The 18,864-nt window shown below is 49.7% G+C and carries 17 protein-coding genes; 10 read left to right on the top strand and 7 right to left on the bottom strand.

What is annotated here, in order from left to right; all coding sequences use genetic code 11:
- Positions 1 to 162: 162 nt before the first annotated feature.
- Positions 163 to 1,365 (bottom strand): nicotinate phosphoribosyltransferase, encoded by a 1,203-nt coding sequence (pncB, locus tag D9742_RS05455; protein WP_130236238.1) that lies wholly within the window; start codon positions 1,363 to 1,365, stop codon positions 163 to 165.
- Positions 1,366 to 1,630: 265 nt separating this feature from the next.
- On the opposite strand from pncB, the gene pepN reads away from it, so the two are divergent.
- Positions 1,631 to 4,243, top strand: a complete 2,613-nt coding sequence (gene pepN, locus D9742_RS05450) for an aminopeptidase N (protein ID WP_130236237.1) — start codon at positions 1,631 to 1,633, stop codon at positions 4,241 to 4,243.
- Positions 4,244 to 4,439: 196 nt separating this feature from the next.
- Here the strand turns inward: pepN and ssuB are convergent, their stop codons facing one another.
- The 5 genes from ssuB to ssuE are packed head-to-tail and all read right to left on the bottom strand — an operon-like array spanning position 4,440 to position 8,676.
- Positions 4,440 to 5,207, bottom strand: a complete 768-nt coding sequence (gene ssuB / locus D9742_RS05445) for an aliphatic sulfonates ABC transporter ATP-binding protein (protein WP_001090494.1) — start codon at positions 5,205 to 5,207, stop codon at positions 4,440 to 4,442.
- Positions 5,204 to 5,995, bottom strand: coding sequence for an aliphatic sulfonate ABC transporter permease SsuC (gene ssuC / locus D9742_RS05440; protein ID WP_130236309.1), 792 nt, complete (start codon positions 5,993 to 5,995; stop codon positions 5,204 to 5,206). Before ssuC ends, ssuB begins: the two co-directional genes overlap by 4 nt.
- 11 nt (positions 5,996 to 6,006) lie before the next feature.
- On the bottom strand, positions 6,007 to 7,152 hold the full coding sequence (ssuD, locus tag D9742_RS05435) for an FMNH2-dependent alkanesulfonate monooxygenase (RefSeq protein ID WP_130236236.1): 1,146 nt from the start codon (positions 7,150 to 7,152) through the stop codon (positions 6,007 to 6,009).
- A complete protein-coding gene (gene ssuA, locus D9742_RS05430; RefSeq protein WP_130236235.1) occupies positions 7,149 to 8,108 on the bottom strand; it encodes an aliphatic sulfonate ABC transporter substrate-binding protein SsuA in 960 nt (319 codons plus the stop codon). The genes ssuD and ssuA overlap by 4 nt, the downstream gene beginning before the upstream one ends.
- Positions 8,101 to 8,676: an NADPH-dependent FMN reductase gene (gene ssuE, locus D9742_RS05425; RefSeq protein WP_130236234.1), complete on the bottom strand. Its 576-nt coding sequence runs from the start codon at positions 8,674 to 8,676 to the stop codon at positions 8,101 to 8,103. The genes ssuA and ssuE overlap by 8 nt, the downstream gene beginning before the upstream one ends.
- 354 nt (positions 8,677 to 9,030) lie before the next feature.
- On the opposite strand from ssuE, the gene D9742_RS05420 reads away from it, so the two are divergent.
- The 9 genes from D9742_RS05420 to zapC all read left to right on the top strand — a co-directional run bounded on the left by D9742_RS05420 (position 9,031) and on the right by zapC (position 17,645).
- Positions 9,031 to 9,570, top strand: coding sequence for a fimbrial protein (locus D9742_RS05420; protein ID WP_130236233.1), 540 nt, complete (start codon positions 9,031 to 9,033; stop codon positions 9,568 to 9,570).
- 86 nt (positions 9,571 to 9,656) lie between these two features.
- Positions 9,657 to 10,358 (top strand): molecular chaperone, encoded by a 702-nt coding sequence (locus D9742_RS05415; RefSeq protein ID WP_130236232.1) that lies wholly within the window; start codon positions 9,657 to 9,659, stop codon positions 10,356 to 10,358.
- Positions 10,359 to 10,382: 24 nt separating this feature from the next.
- Positions 10,383 to 12,983, top strand: a complete 2,601-nt coding sequence (locus D9742_RS05410; protein WP_130236231.1) for a fimbrial biogenesis usher protein — start codon at positions 10,383 to 10,385, stop codon at positions 12,981 to 12,983.
- Positions 12,974 to 14,044, top strand: coding sequence for a fimbrial protein (locus tag D9742_RS05405; RefSeq protein ID WP_130236230.1), 1,071 nt, complete (start codon positions 12,974 to 12,976; stop codon positions 14,042 to 14,044). The genes D9742_RS05410 and D9742_RS05405 overlap by 10 nt, the downstream gene beginning before the upstream one ends.
- Before the next feature lie 10 nt (positions 14,045 to 14,054).
- Positions 14,055 to 14,597 carry a fimbrial protein gene (locus tag D9742_RS05400; protein ID WP_130236229.1) on the top strand — a complete coding sequence of 181 codons (543 nt, stop codon included), beginning with the start codon at positions 14,055 to 14,057 and terminating at the stop codon, positions 14,595 to 14,597.
- A gap of 7 nt (positions 14,598 to 14,604) precedes the next feature.
- Complete coding sequence (locus D9742_RS05395; protein WP_240780462.1) at positions 14,605 to 15,117, top strand: fimbrial protein; 513 nt, start codon at positions 14,605 to 14,607, stop codon at positions 15,115 to 15,117.
- A complete protein-coding gene (locus D9742_RS05390; protein WP_130236308.1) occupies positions 15,110 to 15,808 on the top strand; it encodes a fimbrial chaperone in 699 nt (232 codons plus the stop codon). Before D9742_RS05395 ends, D9742_RS05390 begins: the two co-directional genes overlap by 8 nt.
- A gap of 110 nt (positions 15,809 to 15,918) precedes the next feature.
- Positions 15,919 to 16,929 (top strand): quinone-dependent dihydroorotate dehydrogenase, encoded by a 1,011-nt coding sequence (gene pyrD / locus D9742_RS05385; protein WP_130236227.1) that lies wholly within the window; start codon positions 15,919 to 15,921, stop codon positions 16,927 to 16,929.
- Positions 16,930 to 17,102: 173 nt separating this feature from the next.
- Positions 17,103 to 17,645 (top strand): cell division protein ZapC, encoded by a 543-nt coding sequence (zapC, locus tag D9742_RS05380; RefSeq protein ID WP_064528385.1) that lies wholly within the window; start codon positions 17,103 to 17,105, stop codon positions 17,643 to 17,645.
- On the opposite strand, the gene ycbX is transcribed toward zapC, so the two are convergent.
- A complete protein-coding gene (gene ycbX / locus D9742_RS05375) occupies positions 17,642 to 18,751 on the bottom strand; it encodes a 6-N-hydroxylaminopurine resistance protein YcbX (protein ID WP_130236226.1) in 1,110 nt (369 codons plus the stop codon). The genes zapC and ycbX overlap by 4 nt on opposite strands.
- Positions 18,752 to 18,864: the final 113 nt, after the last annotated feature.

Here is an 18,864-nt window from a genome sequence, read left to right as displayed (position 1 = left end):
CTCTCTGTTAATAGTCGGAAAAAATAAACACTTGTCCACCCGTCAGTGGGGGGATACCTATGTTACCTGGCATCTGCAATCAGACAAGCAGAATTCGCAGATGCGGCGAAAGATTTCAGAATAAAAGGCAAAAAAGGGAGCCTCGATGGCTCCCTGATGATATTAACTGGCTTTTTTAATATGCGGAAGGTCGAACGCTTTACGTAGCGCGCGGACAAACGCTTTGTCATGGCAGATAGTTTTGCCAGGACTGTCAGAAAGTTTCGCCACCGGTTTACCGTTACACTCCACCAGTTTAATCACGATATTCAAGGGTTTTACCTGAGGAATATCACAAGTCAGGCGTGTACCAATGCCAAAACTTAATTGCACGCGAGAAGAGAAGTGGCGATAAAGCTCAACCGCTTTAGGTAAATCCAGATTGTCGGAGAAAACCAGTATTTTGCTTTGCGGGTCAATTCCCAGTTTCTCATAATGTGCAATCGCTTTTTCGCCCCATTCTACCGGGTCGCCAGAGTCATGGCGCAAGCCCTGATAGCGGCTGGCAAACTCCACGCCGAAATCACGTAAGAATGCATCCATCGTAATACAGTCGGTTAACGCAATCCCCAGTTGATCGGGATATTCTTCCAGCCAGGCAGCAAGAGCGGCACGTTGGCTGTTGGCAAGAACCGGGCTAATTTGCTGGTGTGCCTGGAACCACTCGTGAGCCTGGGTTCCCATTGGCGTAAGGGAAAGACGACGCGCCAGATCGTAATTACTGGTGCCAACGAACCACTTTTCCTGTTGTAGGCGTTTAACGATGCTTTCCTGGACTTCACGGGAGAAGCGGCGGCGAGTGCCGAAATCCATCAGATGGAAGCGAGACATATCAAGGTCGGCGGTTAACGCCGAGAAGTTGACTAATTTGCTTTCCAGGGTGTCGAGGGCTTGCGCAACGTCGGCTTGCGGTGAGCGATAGCGATGTACCAGTTCACTAATCACCGCCAGCAAAGGGACTTCCCATAGGATGACTTCACGCCACGGGCCGCTTAAACGAATATCCAGCTTACCGTTATCGTTGGTAACAGAGACCTGTTCCGGATTAAAGCGGAATTCACGCAGCCAGTCGAGATAGTCGGCTTTAAAGAAAGGCAGGGCAGAGAGCCACTGATATTCATCATCCCGCAGGCACAAGTTTTCCATCGCCTGAACCTGTTCACGAATAGCATCGGCATAAATACCCAGCAGATCGTCACCACGGCAACGAAACTCCGCCGCGACATGCACATCATAGTAGTGATGAAACACGGCTTGCTGCATATGCAACTTATAAGCATCTGTATCCAGCAACGAGTGCAGAACAGGAGAAGCGAATTGTGTCATAGGTGCGCAGTAGCGTCCTCTTACGGGAGCGTTTAGTACAATAAACATCTTAGGAAACTGCTGGAGTATACCTTGTTTCGCAATTTATTGAACCCCGATCACACCATATGCCACCTTTATGGTCGATAGCGTTGCGCGCTGTATGTTATACAAATGTAGCAATAAAAGCGTTTGTACCTGAAAAGATGAAGATTCTGCGTAGCGAGATTTACGCAACAGGAATAGACTGAACACCAGACTCTATAAAAGATGCTAAAGGTTATTTATGACTCAACAGCCACAAGCCAAATACCGTCACGATTATCGTGCGCCGGATTACCAGATTACTGATATTGACTTGACCTTTGACCTCGACGCGCAAAAGACGGTCGTTACCGCGGTCAGCCAGGCTGTCCGTCATGGTGCATCAGATGCTCCGCTTCGTCTTGATGGCGAAGATCTTAAACTGGTTTCTGTTCATATTAATGATGAGCCGTGGACCGCCTGGAAGGAAGAAGAGGGCGCACTGGTCATCAGTAATTTACCGGAGCGTTTTACGCTCAAGATTGTGAATGAAATAAGCCCGGCGGCGAATACTGCGCTGGAAGGGCTTTATCAGTCAGGCGATGCGCTTTGCACCCAGTGTGAAGCCGAAGGTTTCCGCCATATTACGTATTATCTCGACCGCCCGGATGTACTGGCGCGTTTTACCACCAAAATTATTGCCGATAAAACCAAATACCCGTTCCTGCTTTCCAACGGTAACCGCGTTGCGCAAGGCGAACTGGAAAACGGACGTCACTGGGTACAATGGCAGGACCCGTTCCCGAAACCGTGCTACCTGTTTGCGCTGGTGGCAGGCGACTTTGATGTACTGCGTGATACCTTCACCACGCGTTCTGGTCGCGAAGTGGCGCTGGAGCTGTATGTCGATCGCGGCAACCTCGATCGCGCGCCGTGGGCGATGACCTCGCTGAAAAACTCCATGAAATGGGATGAAGAACGCTTCGGTCTGGAGTATGACCTCGACATCTATATGATCGTCGCAGTAGATTTCTTCAACATGGGCGCGATGGAGAATAAAGGTCTGAATATCTTTAACTCCAAGTATGTGCTGGCCCGCACCGACACCGCGACCGACAAAGACTACCTCGATATTGAACGCGTTATTGGTCACGAATATTTCCATAACTGGACCGGTAACCGTGTGACCTGCCGCGACTGGTTCCAGCTCAGCCTGAAAGAAGGTTTAACCGTGTTCCGCGATCAGGAATTCAGCTCTGACCTTGGTTCCCGCGCGGTAAACCGTATCAACAACGTGCGCACCATGCGCGGATTGCAGTTTGCGGAAGATGCCAGCCCGATGGCGCACCCAATCCGCCCGGACATGGTGATTGAGATGAACAACTTCTACACCCTGACCGTTTACGAGAAGGGCGCGGAAGTGATCCGTATGATCCACACTCTGCTGGGCGAAGAAAACTTCCAGAAAGGGATGCAGCTTTATTTTGAGCGCCATGATGGCAGTGCAGCGACCTGCGACGATTTTGTTCAGGCGATGGAAGATGCGTCGAATATCGATCTCTCCCATTTCCGCCGTTGGTACAGCCAGTCCGGTACGCCGGTTGTGACCGTCAAAGACGACTACAATCCAGAAACTGAGCAGTACACGCTGACCATCAGCCAGCGTACGCCTGCTACGCCGGATCAGGCAGAAAAACAGCCGCTGCATATTCCGTTTGCCATCGAACTGTATGATAACGAAGGTAAAGTGATCCCGTTGCAGAAAGGCGGTCATCCGGTGAATTCCGTGCTGAATGTTACTCAAGCGGAACAGACCTTTATCTTTGATAACGTCTACTTCCAGCCGGTGCCTGCGCTGCTGTGCGAATTCTCCGCGCCGGTGAAACTGGAATATAAGTGGAGCGATCAGCAACTGACCTTCCTGATGCGTCATGCGCGTAATGATTTCTCGCGCTGGGATGCGGCGCAAAGCCTGCTGGCAACCTACATCAAGCTGAACGTCGCCCGTCATCAGCAAGGGCAGCCGCTGTCTCTGCCGGTACATGTTGCCGATGCTTTCCGCGCGGTGCTGCTCGATGAAAAAATCGATCCGGCGCTGGCGGCAGAAATTCTGACTCTGCCATCCGTCAATGAAATGGCTGAACTGTTCGATATCATCGACCCGATTGCTATTGCCGAAGTACGCGAAGCACTCACTCGTACTCTGGCGACTGAACTGGCGGATGAGCTGCTGGCTATTTACAACGCGAATTACCAGAGCGAGTACCGCGTTGAGCATGAAGATATTGCAAAACGCACTCTGCGTAATGCCTGCCTGCGCTTCCTCGCTTTTGGTGACACGCATCTGGCTGATGTGCTGGTGAGCAAGCAGTTCCACGAAGCAAACAATATGACTGATGTGCTGGCGGCGCTTTCCGCGGCGGTTGCCGCACAGCTGCCATGTCGTGACAAGTTGATGCAGGAATACGACGATAAGTGGCATCAGGACGGACTGGTGATGGATAAATGGTTTATCCTGCAAGCCACCAGCCCGGCGGCGAACGTGCTGGAGACGGTGCGTGGTCTGTTGCAGCATCGCTCATTTACCATGAGTAACCCGAACCGTATTCGTTCGTTGATTGGCGCATTTGCGGGCAGTAACCCGGCAGCGTTCCATGCCGAAGATGGCAGTGGTTATCAGTTCCTGGTGGAAATGCTTACCGACCTCAACAGCCGTAACCCGCAGGTGGCTTCACGTCTGATTGAGCCGCTGATTCGCCTGAAACGTTACGATGCCAAACGTCAGGAGAAAATGCGTGCGGCGCTGGAGCAGTTGAAAGGGCTGGAAAATCTCTCTGGCGATTTGTACGAGAAGATAACTAAAGCGCTGGCTTAATACAAACATGCCTGATGCGACGCTGACGCGTCTTATCAGGCCTACAATCCGTTGAAAATGCTGGTTTTGTAGGTCGGATAAGGCGTTTACGCCGCATCCGGCAGCCGTGCCCAACTGCCTGATGCGACGCTTGACGCGTCTTATCAGGCCTACAAGTCCGTTGAAAATGCTGGTCTTGTGCGCCGCATCCGGCATATTAACCATGACGCCGAATTGGTTGTTCAGAATGCCCACGCTGCATCACTCGCTGCAATACTTCCGCTTCCAGCTCCGCTAATCTTACCGACCCTAATCGGCGCGGACGAGGAATATCCACCGTCAAATCCAGACCAATTTTTCCCTCTTCAATCAACAGCACCCGGTCAGCCATCGCCACCGCTTCGCTCACATCATGCGTCACCAGCAAAACGGTAAAGCCGTGCTCCTGCCAAAGTGACACAATCAAATCCTGCATCTCCAGCCGCGTTAAGGCGTCCAGCGCCCCGAGTGGTTCATCAAGCAACAATAAACCAGGTCGATGAATCAGCGCCCTAGCCAGCGCCACACGTTGTTTCTGCCCGCCAGAAAGCGCAGCAGGCCATTCCCCGGCGCGATTCTCCAGTCCTACCGCAGCCAGTGCCCGACGCGCGGCATCGCGCCACTGGCCTTTAAGACCTAACCCAACGTTATCAATCACCGATTTCCACGGCAGCAGACGCGCATCCTGAAACATCATTCGCGTATCGTCCTGAATCTCAGCCAGCGGTGTGGTGCCCGCTAACACATCGCCTGCGGTTGGCGTTTCCAGCCCAGCCAGCAGGCGCAATAGGGTACTTTTACCACCGCCGCTGCGGCCTACCACCGCTACAAACTGACCTGCAGGAATATGCAAATCCAGTTGGTTCAGCACGATATTTTCCGCGTAATGTTTGCTTACTGCATTGAGCAACAACGGTGTGCCCTGGTTCAGACGAGCAGTATTCATACCGTGGCCTCCTTCAAATGATAAGCCGGGTTCCAGCGCAACCAGAGGCGCTCTAACAGCTGCGCGCTGACATCAGCAAGTTTGCCGAGCAGGGCGTAAAGAATAATGGCGACCACCACCACGTCCGTTTGCAAAAACTCCCGCGCATTCATCGCCAGATAACCAATGCCGGAATTGGCAGAAATGGTTTCGGCAACAATCAGCGTCAGCCACATCAGGCCCAACGCAAAACGTACGCCGACCATAATTGAGGGCAGGGCACCAGGCAGGATCACATGGATAAACAGTGGTAAGCCTGATAAGCCATAGCTACGCGCCATTTCCACCAGCCCGCGATCGATATTACGGATGCCGTGCCAGGTGTTGATATAAATGGGGAACAGCGTACCGAGCGCCACCAGAAAGATTTTTGCGGATTCATCAATGCCAAACCACAAAATCACCAGCGGGATCAGCGCCAGATGCGGCACGTTGCGCAACATCTGAATTGAGGTATCCAGCAGCCGCTCACCCCAGCGCGACAGTCCGCTAATCAGTCCCAGAATCAAGCCCAGCGATCCGCCAATTGAAAAGCCAATCAGCGCCCGCCAGGAACTGATCGCCAGATGTTGCCATAGTTCGCCGCTGGCGGAGAGCGTCCAGAACGCCGTCACCACTCCTTCCGGAGAGGGCAAAATACGCATCGACAACCAGCCAACCGAGGAGGCCAGTTGCCACACCGCCACGATGCCCACCGGTAAAAACCAGGGGGCAACGCGCAATAACCACTTCTTCACTGGCGTTGCCATCATCTTATACCTTAGCTTTGCGCGACTTTACGTGGGATGAACTCATTCGCCACCGCTTCACCTTGCAGATTCAGCGGCTGCGGCTGGGGAATTTCCGGGATGGCGACATCCAGATGTGGGAACAGTAACTCGCCGACCCGATACGCTTCTTCCAGATGTGGATAGCCCGAAAGGACAAAGCTATCGATGCCAAGTGCAGCGTATTCGTTGATTCGCGCGGCGACCGTAGGACCATCGCCCACCAGCGCCGTCCCGGCACCGCCGCGTACTAAACCAACGCCCGCCCATAAATTGGGGCTGATCTCCAGATTGTCGCGCTTACCATTATGCAGCGCTGCCATTCGCTGTTGCCCCACGGAATCCGTCCGTGCAAAAGCGGCTTGAGCTCTGGCGATGGTGTCATCATCAAGATGGGAGATTAACCGTTCGGCGGCCTGCCACGCTTCATCGTTGGTTTCGCGCACAATCACATGCAGGCGAATACCGAAACGAATTTTGCGTCCATGCGCGGCAGCTTTCGCCCGCACTTGTTCGATTTTCTCTTTAACCAGTTCTGGCGGTTCGCCCCAGGTGAGGTAGAGATCAACTTGTTCTGCCGCCAGCTCCTGGGCGACGTCTGAAGATCCGCCAAAGTAAAGCGGAGGATAAGGCTGTTGAATCGGCGGGAAGAGCAGTTTGGCTCCGCGTACATGAATATGTTTACCGTTGAAATCGACGGTTTCGCCCAGCAATAAACGCCGCCAGACCTGGGTAAATTCCGCCGAGGCTTCGTAGCGCTCGCTATGATCAAGGAACACGCCGTCGCCTGCCAGTTCTTGTGGAGCGCTGCCTGTGACCAGGTTAAACAACGCACGTCCATTAGAGAGACGGTCAAGCGTGGCGGCCTGGCGGGCGGCAACGGTAGGTGAGGTTACGCTAGGGCGCAGGGCGACAAGAAACTTCAGCCGCTGCGTCACCGGGATCATCGACGCCGCCACCAGCCACGCATCTTCGCACGAACGCCCCGTTGGGATCAGCACGCCGGTAAAGCCCAGACGATCCGCCGCTTGCGCAATTTGTTGCAGATAACCGTGATCAACCGGGCGTGAACCTTCTTCCGTTCCCAGATAACGACCGTCTCCATGGGTCGGTAAAAACCAGAACATATTCAGACTCATAATTGTTTTCCTTCCAGTTGAGTGGGCAGCCAGATGCGCTGGCGAATATCGACTTTTTTCGGAACCAGACGGTTTTCATAAAACAGATCTGCCGTTTGCTGTTGTAAGGCGGCAACTTCAGCGCTCACCGGTTTTATAGTGGTAGGGGGACGATGATCTAAATAAGAGGCAATCACCGGTGCCGGTAAGCCCATCGTTTTTGCCAGTAAAGCGATGCTTTGCTCCCGCTGACTGCGGGTTAACGCATCGGCTTCGCTAAAGGTTGTCAGCACACCCTGAATAAATGCGCCGTTTTTTTCTGCATAGGGACGGGCTGCCAGATAAAACGATCCGGTTTGATTGAGATCGGTGCCGTCTTTCAGCACCCTCACTCCGCCCTGTAGCAATGCAGCGGAGTAGTAGGGATCCCAGATAGCCCAGGCATCGACGTTACCTTGCTGGAATGCGGCGCGGGCATCGGCGGGCGTCAGGTAAGTGGGTTGGATATCGGTAAAATTAAGTCCGGCCTGGCGCAGCGCACGTAGCAGAAGGTTGTGCGAGCTGGAACCTTTCTGAAAGGCAACTTTGTGACCTTTAAGGTCGGCTACGGTTTTGATTGGGCTGTTTTCTGGTACCAGAATCACTTCGGCTTTTGGCTTCGGTGGCTCGACGCCCACGTACACCAAATCAGCCCCGGCGGCTTGAGCAAAAATTGGCGGAATATCTCCCGTACTGCCCAGATCGATACTACCGACGTTCAGTGCCTCCAGCATCTGCGGGCCAGCAGGGAATTCTACCCATGAAATTTTTGTTTGCGGATAGCGTTTTTCCAGTAGCTGGTGGCTTTTTGCCAACACCATACCAATGCTGCCTTTCTGGTAGCCAATACGTAACGCTTCTGGAGACGACTTTGCAGCAATCGCAAGTGTAGAGACGCTAAGTAATCCTACTAACGCCAGTTTAATGATGTTACGCATGGGCATTACCTCGCAGAGACAGAAGATCGGGAACCTGAACATCGCGGCGGTGCAATGCCTGCCAGAAAGTTTCAAGCGCGGTATCAAGACGGGTTTGCAGATTCGGCGTGAACTGTGGCTTGTGGTGGTAATCAATCACCTGCGAGTCATCGGCAAACACGCCGTGCAGGATCTCTTGGGCTTTCAGTGCGCTTAAAACCGGTTTAAGGGCGTAATCGACCGCCAGCAGATGGGCCACCGTGCCGCCCGTCGCCAGCGGCAGTACCACTTTGCCTTGCAAAGCGCGCTCTGGCAGCAGGTCGAGCAGGGTTTTCAGCGCGCCCGAATAGGCGGCTTTATAGACTGGTGTAGCGACAATCAGCCCATCGGCCTCTTGTAGCTGTTCGGTGAAGGTTTTCAGCGCCGGACTGTCGAAGCGGGCATAGAGCAAATCTTCCGGGGCGAAGTTTTGCAGATTCCAGTGATAAACCTCTACATCCAGGCCATTTAGTTTTTCTCGAGCATATTCCAGTAAGGAACTTGAGCGAGAAGGAAAGCGAGGACTTCCTGCCAGGGTGATGACACGCATACTCTCTCCTTATAACCAATTGTTCTTATTTCGTTAACATTGATAACAATTGGTGCCAGTCTGTCGGAGAGTTAGTCAAATGCCAAATATAATTTTTGTGTATGATTATCTGAAAATGCACTAAGGAATGATCTTTAAATATCACGTTAATTTATTTATTAGTGTTTCACATCATGTGAGATCAATGTGTTGTCAACAATAGACATAAAATATCATTCATGAAATCTATTAATTAATGATTTGTAAACTCTCACATTAATTTTGATTATTTTAAATGGCGGTTATTTGTTGGTATTATTTAAATTAATGTCATGCACCGGCATTATCATATTTACGAAAATCAGGATGATAACTATGAAAAAGAGTGTATTAATGACGCTATTCACAGTGGCGTTTGCGTCTTCCAGCGTGATGGCTGCTGATGATAATGCCACCACGGACGGCTCCGTTACGTTTAATGGTAAAGTCATTGCTCCTGCCTGTACTCTGGTAGCGGCAACTAAAGATTCGACGGTTACTTTACCCGATGTGAGTGCGACAAAATTACAAACCAGTGGTGAGGTTTCCGGCGTACAAACTGCGGTACCTATTGAACTAGAAGATTGTGATATTACTGTGACGAAAAATGCAGCCTTTACCTTTGATGGTGATGCTGATATCGGTATCATCACTGCATTCGCTAATCAGGCGACAACAGATGCAGCAACCAATGTTGCACTGCAAATGTATATGCCGGATGGTTCAACGACCCTCACTCCTGGGACTGAAACTGGATACATTCAACTGCAGGATGGTTCACAAACGCTGACCTTTAAGGTTGACTATGTGGCGACGGGTAAAGCGACTTCAGGTAATGTCAACGCAGTGACGAATTTCCATATTAACTATTATTAATAATCGTTAATAGCTGTTTCATTAATATTATCCCCATCTATATATTACTGATGGGGATATTCACATTTTTATAAGAGTAACTATTTATGAAAACTTGCATAGCAAAAGGAATTGTGACCGTAAGTTTAACGGCAATATTACTAAGCATGTCTTCCTCCTGGGGGGCCAGTAAAGGGGGCGTAGGACTTGCGGCTACACGTCTTGTTTATTCTGAAAATGATGAGCAAATTTCTCTGGGGGTGCGTAATACCAGCCCTGATGTGCCTTTTCTTATTCAGTCATGGGTTATGACGCCAGATAATAAAAAATCAGCGGATTTTATTGTGACACCGCCGCTTTTTGTTCTGAATCCCACGAATGAGAACTTATTGCGCATTATGTATGTCGGTGCACCGCTGGCGAAAGATCGAGAAACTCTGTTCTATGCGAGCGTACGTGCCGTCCCTGCGACCAAAAAGCAGGAAGAGGGCAATAGCCTGAAAATTGCCACACAAAGTGTCATAAAACTGTTCTGGCGACCAAAAGGTTTATCGTATTCCAGCAGTGAGGCTCCAGCGAAACTGCGTTGTTCCTCGTCAGTCGACACGGTTACGGTCAATAATCCAACGCCTTATTTCATTACCCTAACAGACCTGAAAATAGGTGGGAAATTAGTTAAAAATCAGATGATTTCCCCCTTCGATAAATATCAGTTTTCTCTGCCAAAGGGGGCAAAAAGCAACGGTGTAACATATCGCACAATCAATGATTACGGGGCTGAAACACCGCAGCTCAGCTGTAAGTTGTAAGCTGTTTTCCGTTAAGTGAATGAGATGCAAAGATATCATCGACAACACCGTCCGCTACTTCTGCGTGGCGTGCCATCATTTATCGGTGGCCTGGTGGTGTTTGCGTCGACGGCATTCAATGCACGGGCTGAAACCTGGTTCGATCCTGCTTTTTTTAAAGATGATCCTTCAATGGTGGCTGATTTATCGCGCTTCGAAAAAGGGCAAAAAATCACTCCTGGCGTTTATCGTGTTGATATCGCTCTGAATCAAACCATCATTGATACCCGAAATATCAATTTTGTTGAGCTGACGCCAGAGAAAGGCGTTGTTGCGTGTCTGACGTCAGATAACCTGGAGGCGATGGGGGTTAACATTTCCGCGTTTCCGGCGTTTAAACAACTGGATAAGCAAGCCTGTGCACCGTTAACAGAAATTATCCCCGATGCGCGTGTGAATTTTGACCTTAACAAACTTCGTCTGGAAATCTCTGTTCCGCAAATTGCTATCAAGAGTAATGCGCGTGGTTATGTACCTCCTGAACGCTGGGATGAAGGGATCAATGCTTTACTTCTGGGTTACTCATTCAGCGGAGCTAACAGTATTCGTAGCAGTACCGACAGTGACAATGGCAGCAGCTATTTTCTTAATTTAACCGGTGGCGTGAATTTAGGGCCATGGCGTTTACGTAATAATTCGACATGGAGTCGAAGTAATGATCAGGCTGCCGAGTGGAATAACATTAGCAGTTATATGCAGCGGGCGGTGATCCCCTTAAAAAGTGAACTTACCGTTGGCGACGATTACACAGCAGGTGATTTTTTTGACAGTGTGACTTTTCGCGGCATTCAACTGGCATCAGATGACAACATGTTACCAGACAGTTTGAAAGGCTTTGCGCCGGTGGTTCGGGGGATTGCGAAAAGTAATGCACAAGTTACGGTTAAGCAAAATGGCAACACGGTTTACCAAACCTACGTGGCTCCGGGTGCTTTCGAAATCAGCGATCTTTATTCCACGTCATCAAGCGGCGATTTACAGATCGAAATCAAAGAAGCTGATGGCAGCATCAACAGCTATACCGTTCCTTTTTCCAGCGTGCCGTTACTTCAGCGCCAGGGGCGTCTCAAATATGCAGTGACGCTGGCTAAGTATCGGGCCAACAGTGACGATCAGCTTGAAAAAAAGTTTGCTCAGGTCACTCTGCAGTGGGGCGGTCCATGGGGCGTTACCTGGTATGGTGGTGGGCAATATGCTGATTATTATCGTGCCGCCATGTTTGGTATGGGGTTCAATCTCGGCGATATGGGGGCAATTTCGGTTGATGCCACTGAAGCGAAAAGTACGCTGGCCGACAAGAGCGAACATACAGGGCAGTCATACCGTTTTCTTTATGCAAAAACGCTCAATCAACTTGGTACTAACTTTCAGTTGATGGGGTATCGCTATTCAACCGCGGGATTCTACACGCTCTCAGACACTATGTACCAGCACATGGACGGCTATGAATTCAATGATGACGATGATGAAGATACGCCTCTGTGGTCGCGATACTACAACCTGTATTACACCAAACGGGGGCGTCTGCAGATCAATATATCCCAGCAACTGGGGAACTATGGCTCCTTTTATTTGAGTGGTAGTCAGCAAACTTACTGGCATACAAATCAACAAGATCGATTACTACAATTTGGCTATAACACTCAGGTTAAAGACATTTCGCTGGGATTGTCATGGAACTACAGTAAATCTCGTGGTCAGCCCAATGCCGACCAGGTTTTTGCGCTGAATGTCTCGTTGCCCTTCAACTTGTGGCTGCCACAAAGCCAGGATAGCTCTACCGCGAAACGAAATTATGCCTGGATGACCTCAAATACCAGTATCGATAATAAAGGTCACGCAACGCAAAACATGGGCGTGACGGGGACGTTATTGGATGACGGTAACTTAAGTTACAGCCTGCAACAGGGTTATGCCAGTGCAGGTAAAACAGCAAATGGTAGCGCCAGCATGGATTACAAAGGCGCGTTTGGCGATGCCCGATTGGGTTACAACTATAGCGATAATGCCAGACAACAGCAGTTTAATTACGCCCTTTCAGGCAGCTTAGTTGCCCATTCACACGGTATTACGCTGGGGCAGTCTCTGGGTGAAACTAATGTCCTGATTGCTGCGCCGGGGGCAGAAAATACCCGGGTGGAAAACAATACCGGGATAAAAACTGACTGGCGTGGATATACCATCCTTCCCTATGCCACATCTTACCGGGAAAACCGCATCGCACTGGATGCAGCATCGTTGAAACGTAATGTAGATGTTGAAAACGCAGTAGTGGACGTTGTTCCTACCAAAGGTGCGTTAGTGATGGCGCAATTTAAAGCGCATACCGGCGCCAGGGTATTACTCAAAACAATAAAACAGGGCAAGCCACTGCGGTTTGGTTCAATGGCGACGCTTGATGGCGAGCAGACCAATAACGGCATTATTGATGATGATGGTTCGCTTTATATGGCTGGGTTACCCATGCAGGGCTCAATAACCGTACGCTGGGGGCGTGCGGCCGAACAAGCGTGTCGGATTAACTATCAACTCACTGAACAGCAAATGAAAGCACCAATTACACGAATGGATGCGATATGTCAGTGATAGGCGGAGAAAATAGCGTGTTATTGCTACGATTGCTTTTGGTCACTTTGATCTTATGCTGGGGGGCTCAGGCAACCGCTTATACCGGTAAATGTCATGCAACCCAGGGAGATCCTACTATCGGCGTCAACTTTGGTGTCAGGACGCTGGCAGAAGAAGACAATACGGCGGGTGTCGTCAAAGATAATTTTTATCAATGGAACGCATCCAATGACTACTATGTCTCCTGCGATTGCGATAAGGACAATGTCAGAAGTGGGTTATGGGCTTTTGCTTCAGATTCTCCCTTACCCTGGTTGGGCGATAACTGGTACAAAATTAACGACTATCTTGCCGCGAAAGTACTTTTGGGAGTGAAAGGTAATACGCCTTCGGCGGTACCTTTTGAAGATATCAGTACCAGCGATGATACGCGATGGCACATTTGTGACCCCGGAGGCCAACGCTTGGGTGGAACAGGGGCCAGTGGAAACAGTGGAAGTTTTTCATTGAAAATCTTGCAACCTTTTGTGGGTACTGTCGTCATTCCTCAAATCGTCCTGGCGAACCTGTATGAGTGTTACAACATCCCGGCATCCAGTAGCTGCACGGCGACAGGAACTCCGGTACTGGTTTATTACTTATCGGGTACGATTAATTCACTGGGTTCATGCTCCGTTAACGCCGGTGAGTCTATTGAGGTTGACTTAGGCGATGTATTTGCCGCCAATTTCCGGGTGGTTGGCCAAAAGCCCCTCGGTGCCGAGGAAGTTGAGCTTTCAATACCGGTCAGGTGTAACACCGGGAATTCAGGATTGGTCAACGTGACGTTAAGTCTGTCTGCGACCAGTGATCCAAACTATCCCCAGGCGATTAAAACTTCACGCCCTGGCGTAGGTGTTGTGGTGACCGATAGCCAGAACAACATTGTTTCTCCGACAGGCGGAACTCTTCCGCTTTCTATCCCGGATGATGAGGATAGTTTTGCACGGATGAACGTGTATCCCGTTAGCACTACTGGTGTGCCACCAGAAACCGGACGTTTTGAGGCGACGGCAACAGTGCGCATTAACTTTGACTGATGGGGGATTGATGAAAACAAAGTTAATGTGGCGATGGGGAAGTCTGGCATTTGCATTGTTGTTGGTACAGACAGGCTGGGCAGGCCCCGATCAGGTTGATATGCATATTTACGGTAATGTCATTGATCAGGGGTGTGATGTCACGACACGCAGCGCGCAACAAACCATCCATATAGGCGATTTTAATATCAGTGATTTCCAGGCTGCAAATACTGTTAGTGCCGCGGCTGACCTGAACATTGATATTACGGGGTGTGCCGCCGGAATTAAGGGCGCGGAGGTTTATTTTAGCGGTGAACCGGACTCGCTTGCGCCGACATTGTTGAAATTGACTGACACCGGTGGCAGCGGCGGGATGGCGACGGGGATCGCGGTGCAGATCCTTGATGCTCACACCCAGCAAGAAATACCGCTTAATCAGGTTACGTCGCTTTACCCTTTAAAAGCAGGTGACAACACGTTGAATTACCAATTGCGTTACAAATCAACCAAGGCGGGTGCGACAGGCGGTAATGCGTCCGCGGTACTCTATTTTGATCTGGTGTATCAGTAAAGGAGCCGTGTTGAAACGGAAATTCTGGATATATTGCCTGCTGGTATTTAACAGTTTTACGCTACAGGCCCATAACGGTACTGTGAATATTAGTGGATCATTTCGCAGTAATACCTGCGTTTTGGCGCAGGATAGCAGGCAGATTAATGTATCGTTGGGCGACGTTTCGTTAAGTCGTTTTTCGCAAGGTCATTACGGGCCAGAGATTGCGTTTCACATCAATCTACAAGATTGCGGAACGGATGTTAGCACGGTTGATGTTACATTTTCTGGTACACCAGACGCTACGCAGACTAACATGCTGGCCATCGATAACGGTGCCAGTGCAGCCAGCGGGTTAGCCATTGCTATTCTTGATGAGGCAAAAATGTTGATCCCACTCAATCAGGCAAGCAAGGACTACACGCTGCGTACTGGTGATATACCCATGGCTTTTTACGCGCAATTGCGACCATCCAGTGGCAATGTGCAGTCGGGTAATGTGAATGCCAGTGCCACCTTTGTTCTCCATTATGACTAATATAAAAATCAACTTTCTTCTTCTCACATTGTTGTTGGTGGCGGCTGAACTGCATGCGGGTGTTGTCGTTGGTGGTACTCGGTTTGTATTTCCGGCAGAAAGAGAGTCTATGCCGATCTTACTGACGAATACCAGCCAGGAAGCCTGGCTCATCAACACGAAAATTAATCAACCTGCACGTTGGCCTGGCGTGAAGGCTCATTCTGCCGCGGTTCCGATTTTAGCAGCGCCTCCACTTCTCCTTTTACAACCCGGTGCAACAGGGACCTTACGCCTGTTGAAAATAACAAGTGATTCTTTACCAAAAGATCGCGAGACTCTGTTTGAATTAACCATCGCCAGCGTGCCATCCGGCAAAGTAGAAAATCAGAGCGTAAAGGTAGCGATGCGCTCGGTATTTAAACTGTTCTGGCGACCCGAAGGTTTGCCGGGTGACCCGCTGGAAGCTTATCAACAATTACGCTGGTCAAGGAATTTGCAGGGTGTGCAACTCACAAACCCTACGCCTTACTACATTAACCTGATTCAGGTGAGCGTAAATGGTAAAGCGTTAAGTAATGCGGGAGTTGTGCCACCCAGAAGCCAGCGTCAGACAAGCTGGTGTCAGTCAAGGGCACCGTGTTATGTCGCATGGCGGGCGATAAATGATTACGGCGGTTTGAGTGCAAAGACGGAGCAAAATCTTCCCTGAAACAGGTTCGGAAAACGTTTGCGCTTTTTTTGCCGCAGGTCAATTCCCTTTTGCTGTGAACTCGCACATAATACGCCCCCGGTTTGCACACCGGGAATCCAGGAGAGTTCATGTACTACCCCTTCGTTCGTAAAGCCCTTTTCCAGCTCGATCCAGAGCGCGCGCACGAGTTTACTTTTCAGCAATTACGCCGCATAACCGGAACACCGTTTGAAGCACTTGTTAGGCAAAATGTTCCAGCGAAGCCAGTTAACTGTATGGGACTGACTTTTAAAAATCCGCTTGGTCTGGCTGCCGGTCTTGATAAAGACGGGGAGTGTATTGATGCCCTTGGTGCAATGGGATTTGGATCGATCGAGATCGGTACTGTCACCCCGCGTCCACAACCAGGAAACGACAAACCCCGTCTTTTTCGCCTGGTAGATGCTGAAGGTTTAATAAACCGTATGGGCTTTAATAACCTCGGCGTTGATAACCTCGTAGAGAACGTCAAAAAAGCCCACTACGATGGTGTTCTGGGAATCAATATCGGCAAAAATAAAGATACGCCGGTTGAGCAAGGCAAAGATGACTATCTGATTTGTATGGAAAAAATCTATGCCTATGCAGGATATATTGCCATCAATATTTCATCACCAAATACCCCGGGATTACGCACTCTGCAATATGGCGAAGCACTGGATGATTTATTAACGGCAATTAAAAATAAACAAAATGATCTGCAAGCAATCCACCATAAATATGTACCAATAGCAGTGAAGATCGCGCCGGATCTTTCTGAGGAAGAGTTGATCCAGGTTGCCGATAGTTTAGTTCGTCATAATATTGATGGCGTCATTGCAACTAATACGACGCTCGATCGTTCTTTGGTTCAGGGGATGAAAAATTGTGATCAAACCGGTGGCTTAAGTGGTCGTCCCTTACAATTAAAAAGTACGGAAATTATTCGTCGCTTGTCGCAGGAATTAAACGGCCGCTTACCGATTATTGGTGTTGGTGGTATTGACTCGGTAATCGCTGCTCGCGAGAAGATTGCTGCGGGGGCTTCTTTGGTGCAAATTTATTCCGGTTTTATTTTTAAAGGTCCGCCGCTGATTAAAGAAATCGTTAACCATATCTAATTATTTCTTTCATTTTCTCTTTATAAGATAATCAGGGCTTTATTTTCAGCCCTGGTTGTTTTATATTCATTGCTGTTACTTATTTAGACATTTTGTACTTTTCTTGTTGAGGTTATTAAGCGAAGCGACAATGGAATATGTTGCAGTGGATTTATAGGGTAGAGGAGATGCATATGCGAATTAAACCAGACGATAACTGGCGTTGGTATTATGATGAAGAGCATGATCGAATGATGCTTGATTTAGCCAATGGCATGCTATTTCGCTCACGTTTTGCGCGCAAAATGTTGACACCAGACGCCTTTTCTCCAGCGGGATTCTGCGTTGATGACGCCGCGCTCTATTTCTCGTTTGAAGAAAAATGCCGCGACCTTAACTTATCAAAAGAACAAAAAGCTGAACTGGTGCTTAATGCGCTGGTGGCAGTTCGTTATCTCAAACCGCAAATGCCGAAAAGCTGGCATTTTGTTTCTCATGGTGAAATGTGGTCGCCAGTCCCGGGTGATGCAGCCTGTGTCTGGTTAAGCGATACCAATGAACAAGTCAGCCTGCTGGTTGTTGAATCTGGCGAAAATGCCGCGCTGTGTCTCCTTGCGCAGCCTTGTGTGGTCATCGCCGGTCGCGCCATGCAACTGGGTGACGCCATCAAAATTATGAATGACAGGCTGAAACCTCATATGAGTTATGACAGCTTCAGCCTTGAACAGGCCGTTTAACCTTTCAGTTTCAATGCAGTCTTCGGTACACAACTACAGCAAAGAATTGTCCCGTCGTCGCTCATAGCTGATTTTTTCAGCGGGGTGACTTCGCCTTCCAGAAGCTGAACCCGACAACTTCCACATATGCCCGCGCGACAAGAATAGGGGATCCGAATCCCTTGATTTTCTAATTGTTCCAACAATACCTGTTGATTATTACCGCGAAATGCCAACCCTTGCCAGTCGATATCTACATTTGCATCCATTTGCTGCGTTGTCGGGAGAGTATCATCTGCGGCTGCCGCGCCGTAGATTTTCGCCGGTGCAGTTGCAAGAATTTCCACTGCATCACCAACACGAATAACGCCACTATTGCGGGCAATTAAATTCTGACCAAAATCGACATCGCCATTATCCAGGGCAGTGCGGAATGATTGCAGCGTTTTTAACGGTTCGCCTGCCGGATGTTTTTGCCCTTTTTCTGGGCTGACGGTGGTGAAAATACAGCGGCTACAAGGTTTAACCACATCAAACACCACATCGCCAATGCGAATCACTTTCCAGGTATCCTCTTCCCAGGCCGCCGCGCCGGAAACCACCAGATTGGGGCGGAACTGCTCCATTTTTACACTGGCCGGACAGCGTTGCTGCACATCACGCAGTGAGGCTTCATTAGCGAGCAGATACGGATAGCCATCAGCAAACGACAAGGGTACAGTGTTATGGCGTTTTACGCGTCGCGTCATTTGCGGCCCTACCCAGCGCAATTGCACTTCACGGGAGAAAAATCCGCTTAACCATTTGTTGACCTCATCTGGCGCAATGCGCGCAGTAAAATGGTTACCCCACACTTCGGTTGGTGCGTCCTGCATAGCGAAATCAGCAAAACGGATGTATGCGCTGCTGCCATCTGGCGCGGTGAGATGTAAGCCGTCATGCACGGGCGAAGGGGTAAACCGCACCATCTGTGGAAACTGGCGGGCTGTAATAAACTTCCCGTCAGGTTCTGTGACCATAAAGATGCGATCGAAGGCCAGACCGCTGACATCAGCCAGAGCATGTGTCAGACCGATGCCGCGCATCGATTTAACAGGATGAATAAAAAGCCGGGTTAATGTCGTCACGGTGCGGTCCTCAAATGAAAATAAGCCCTCAACTTTATGACATGACGCGCTTATTAGCTATAATGCGCAACAATTTTCTTAGTGCCTATCCCATTAGGCTATTTTATTTGTCA

The sequence above is a fragment of the Escherichia sp. E1V33 genome, from assembly GCF_004211955.1.
Taxonomy (GTDB): Bacteria; Pseudomonadota; Gammaproteobacteria; order Enterobacterales; family Enterobacteriaceae; genus Escherichia.
This window is presented reverse-complemented; position numbering and strand designations above follow the sequence as displayed.

Excerpts from the sequence above, each read along its gene's own strand:
- zapC (WP_064528385.1), top strand. The coding sequence starts at position 17,103 with ATGCGAATTAAACCAGACGATAACTGGCGTTGGTATTATGATGAAGAG.
- D9742_RS05405 (WP_130236230.1), top strand. The coding sequence starts at position 12,974 with ATGTCAGTGATAGGCGGAGAAAATAGCGTGTTATTGCTACGATTGCTT.
- pyrD (WP_130236227.1), top strand. The coding sequence starts at position 15,919 with ATGTACTACCCCTTCGTTCGTAAAGCCCTTTTCCAGCTCGATCCAGAG.
- pncB (WP_130236238.1), bottom strand. The coding sequence starts at position 1,365 with ATGACACAATTCGCTTCTCCTGTTCTGCACTCGTTGCTGGATACAGAT.
- D9742_RS05400 (WP_130236229.1), top strand. The coding sequence starts at position 14,055 with ATGAAAACAAAGTTAATGTGGCGATGGGGAAGTCTGGCATTTGCATTG.
- ssuE (WP_130236234.1), bottom strand. The coding sequence starts at position 8,676 with ATGCGTGTCATCACCCTGGCAGGAAGTCCTCGCTTTCCTTCTCGCTCA.
- D9742_RS05420 (WP_130236233.1), top strand. The coding sequence starts at position 9,031 with ATGAAAAAGAGTGTATTAATGACGCTATTCACAGTGGCGTTTGCGTCT.
- D9742_RS05390 (WP_130236308.1), top strand. The coding sequence starts at position 15,110 with ATGACTAATATAAAAATCAACTTTCTTCTTCTCACATTGTTGTTGGTG.
- D9742_RS05410 (WP_130236231.1), top strand. The coding sequence starts at position 10,383 with ATGCAAAGATATCATCGACAACACCGTCCGCTACTTCTGCGTGGCGTG.
- ssuC (WP_130236309.1), bottom strand. The coding sequence starts at position 5,995 with ATGGCAACGCCAGTGAAGAAGTGGTTATTGCGCGTTGCCCCCTGGTTT.
- D9742_RS05415 (WP_130236232.1), top strand. The coding sequence starts at position 9,657 with ATGAAAACTTGCATAGCAAAAGGAATTGTGACCGTAAGTTTAACGGCA.
- ssuD (WP_130236236.1), bottom strand. The coding sequence starts at position 7,152 with ATGAGTCTGAATATGTTCTGGTTTTTACCGACCCATGGAGACGGTCGT.
- ssuA (WP_130236235.1), bottom strand. The coding sequence starts at position 8,108 with ATGCGTAACATCATTAAACTGGCGTTAGTAGGATTACTTAGCGTCTCT.
- ssuB (WP_001090494.1), bottom strand. The coding sequence starts at position 5,207 with ATGAATACTGCTCGTCTGAACCAGGGCACACCGTTGTTGCTCAATGCA.
- pepN (WP_130236237.1), top strand. The coding sequence starts at position 1,631 with ATGACTCAACAGCCACAAGCCAAATACCGTCACGATTATCGTGCGCCG.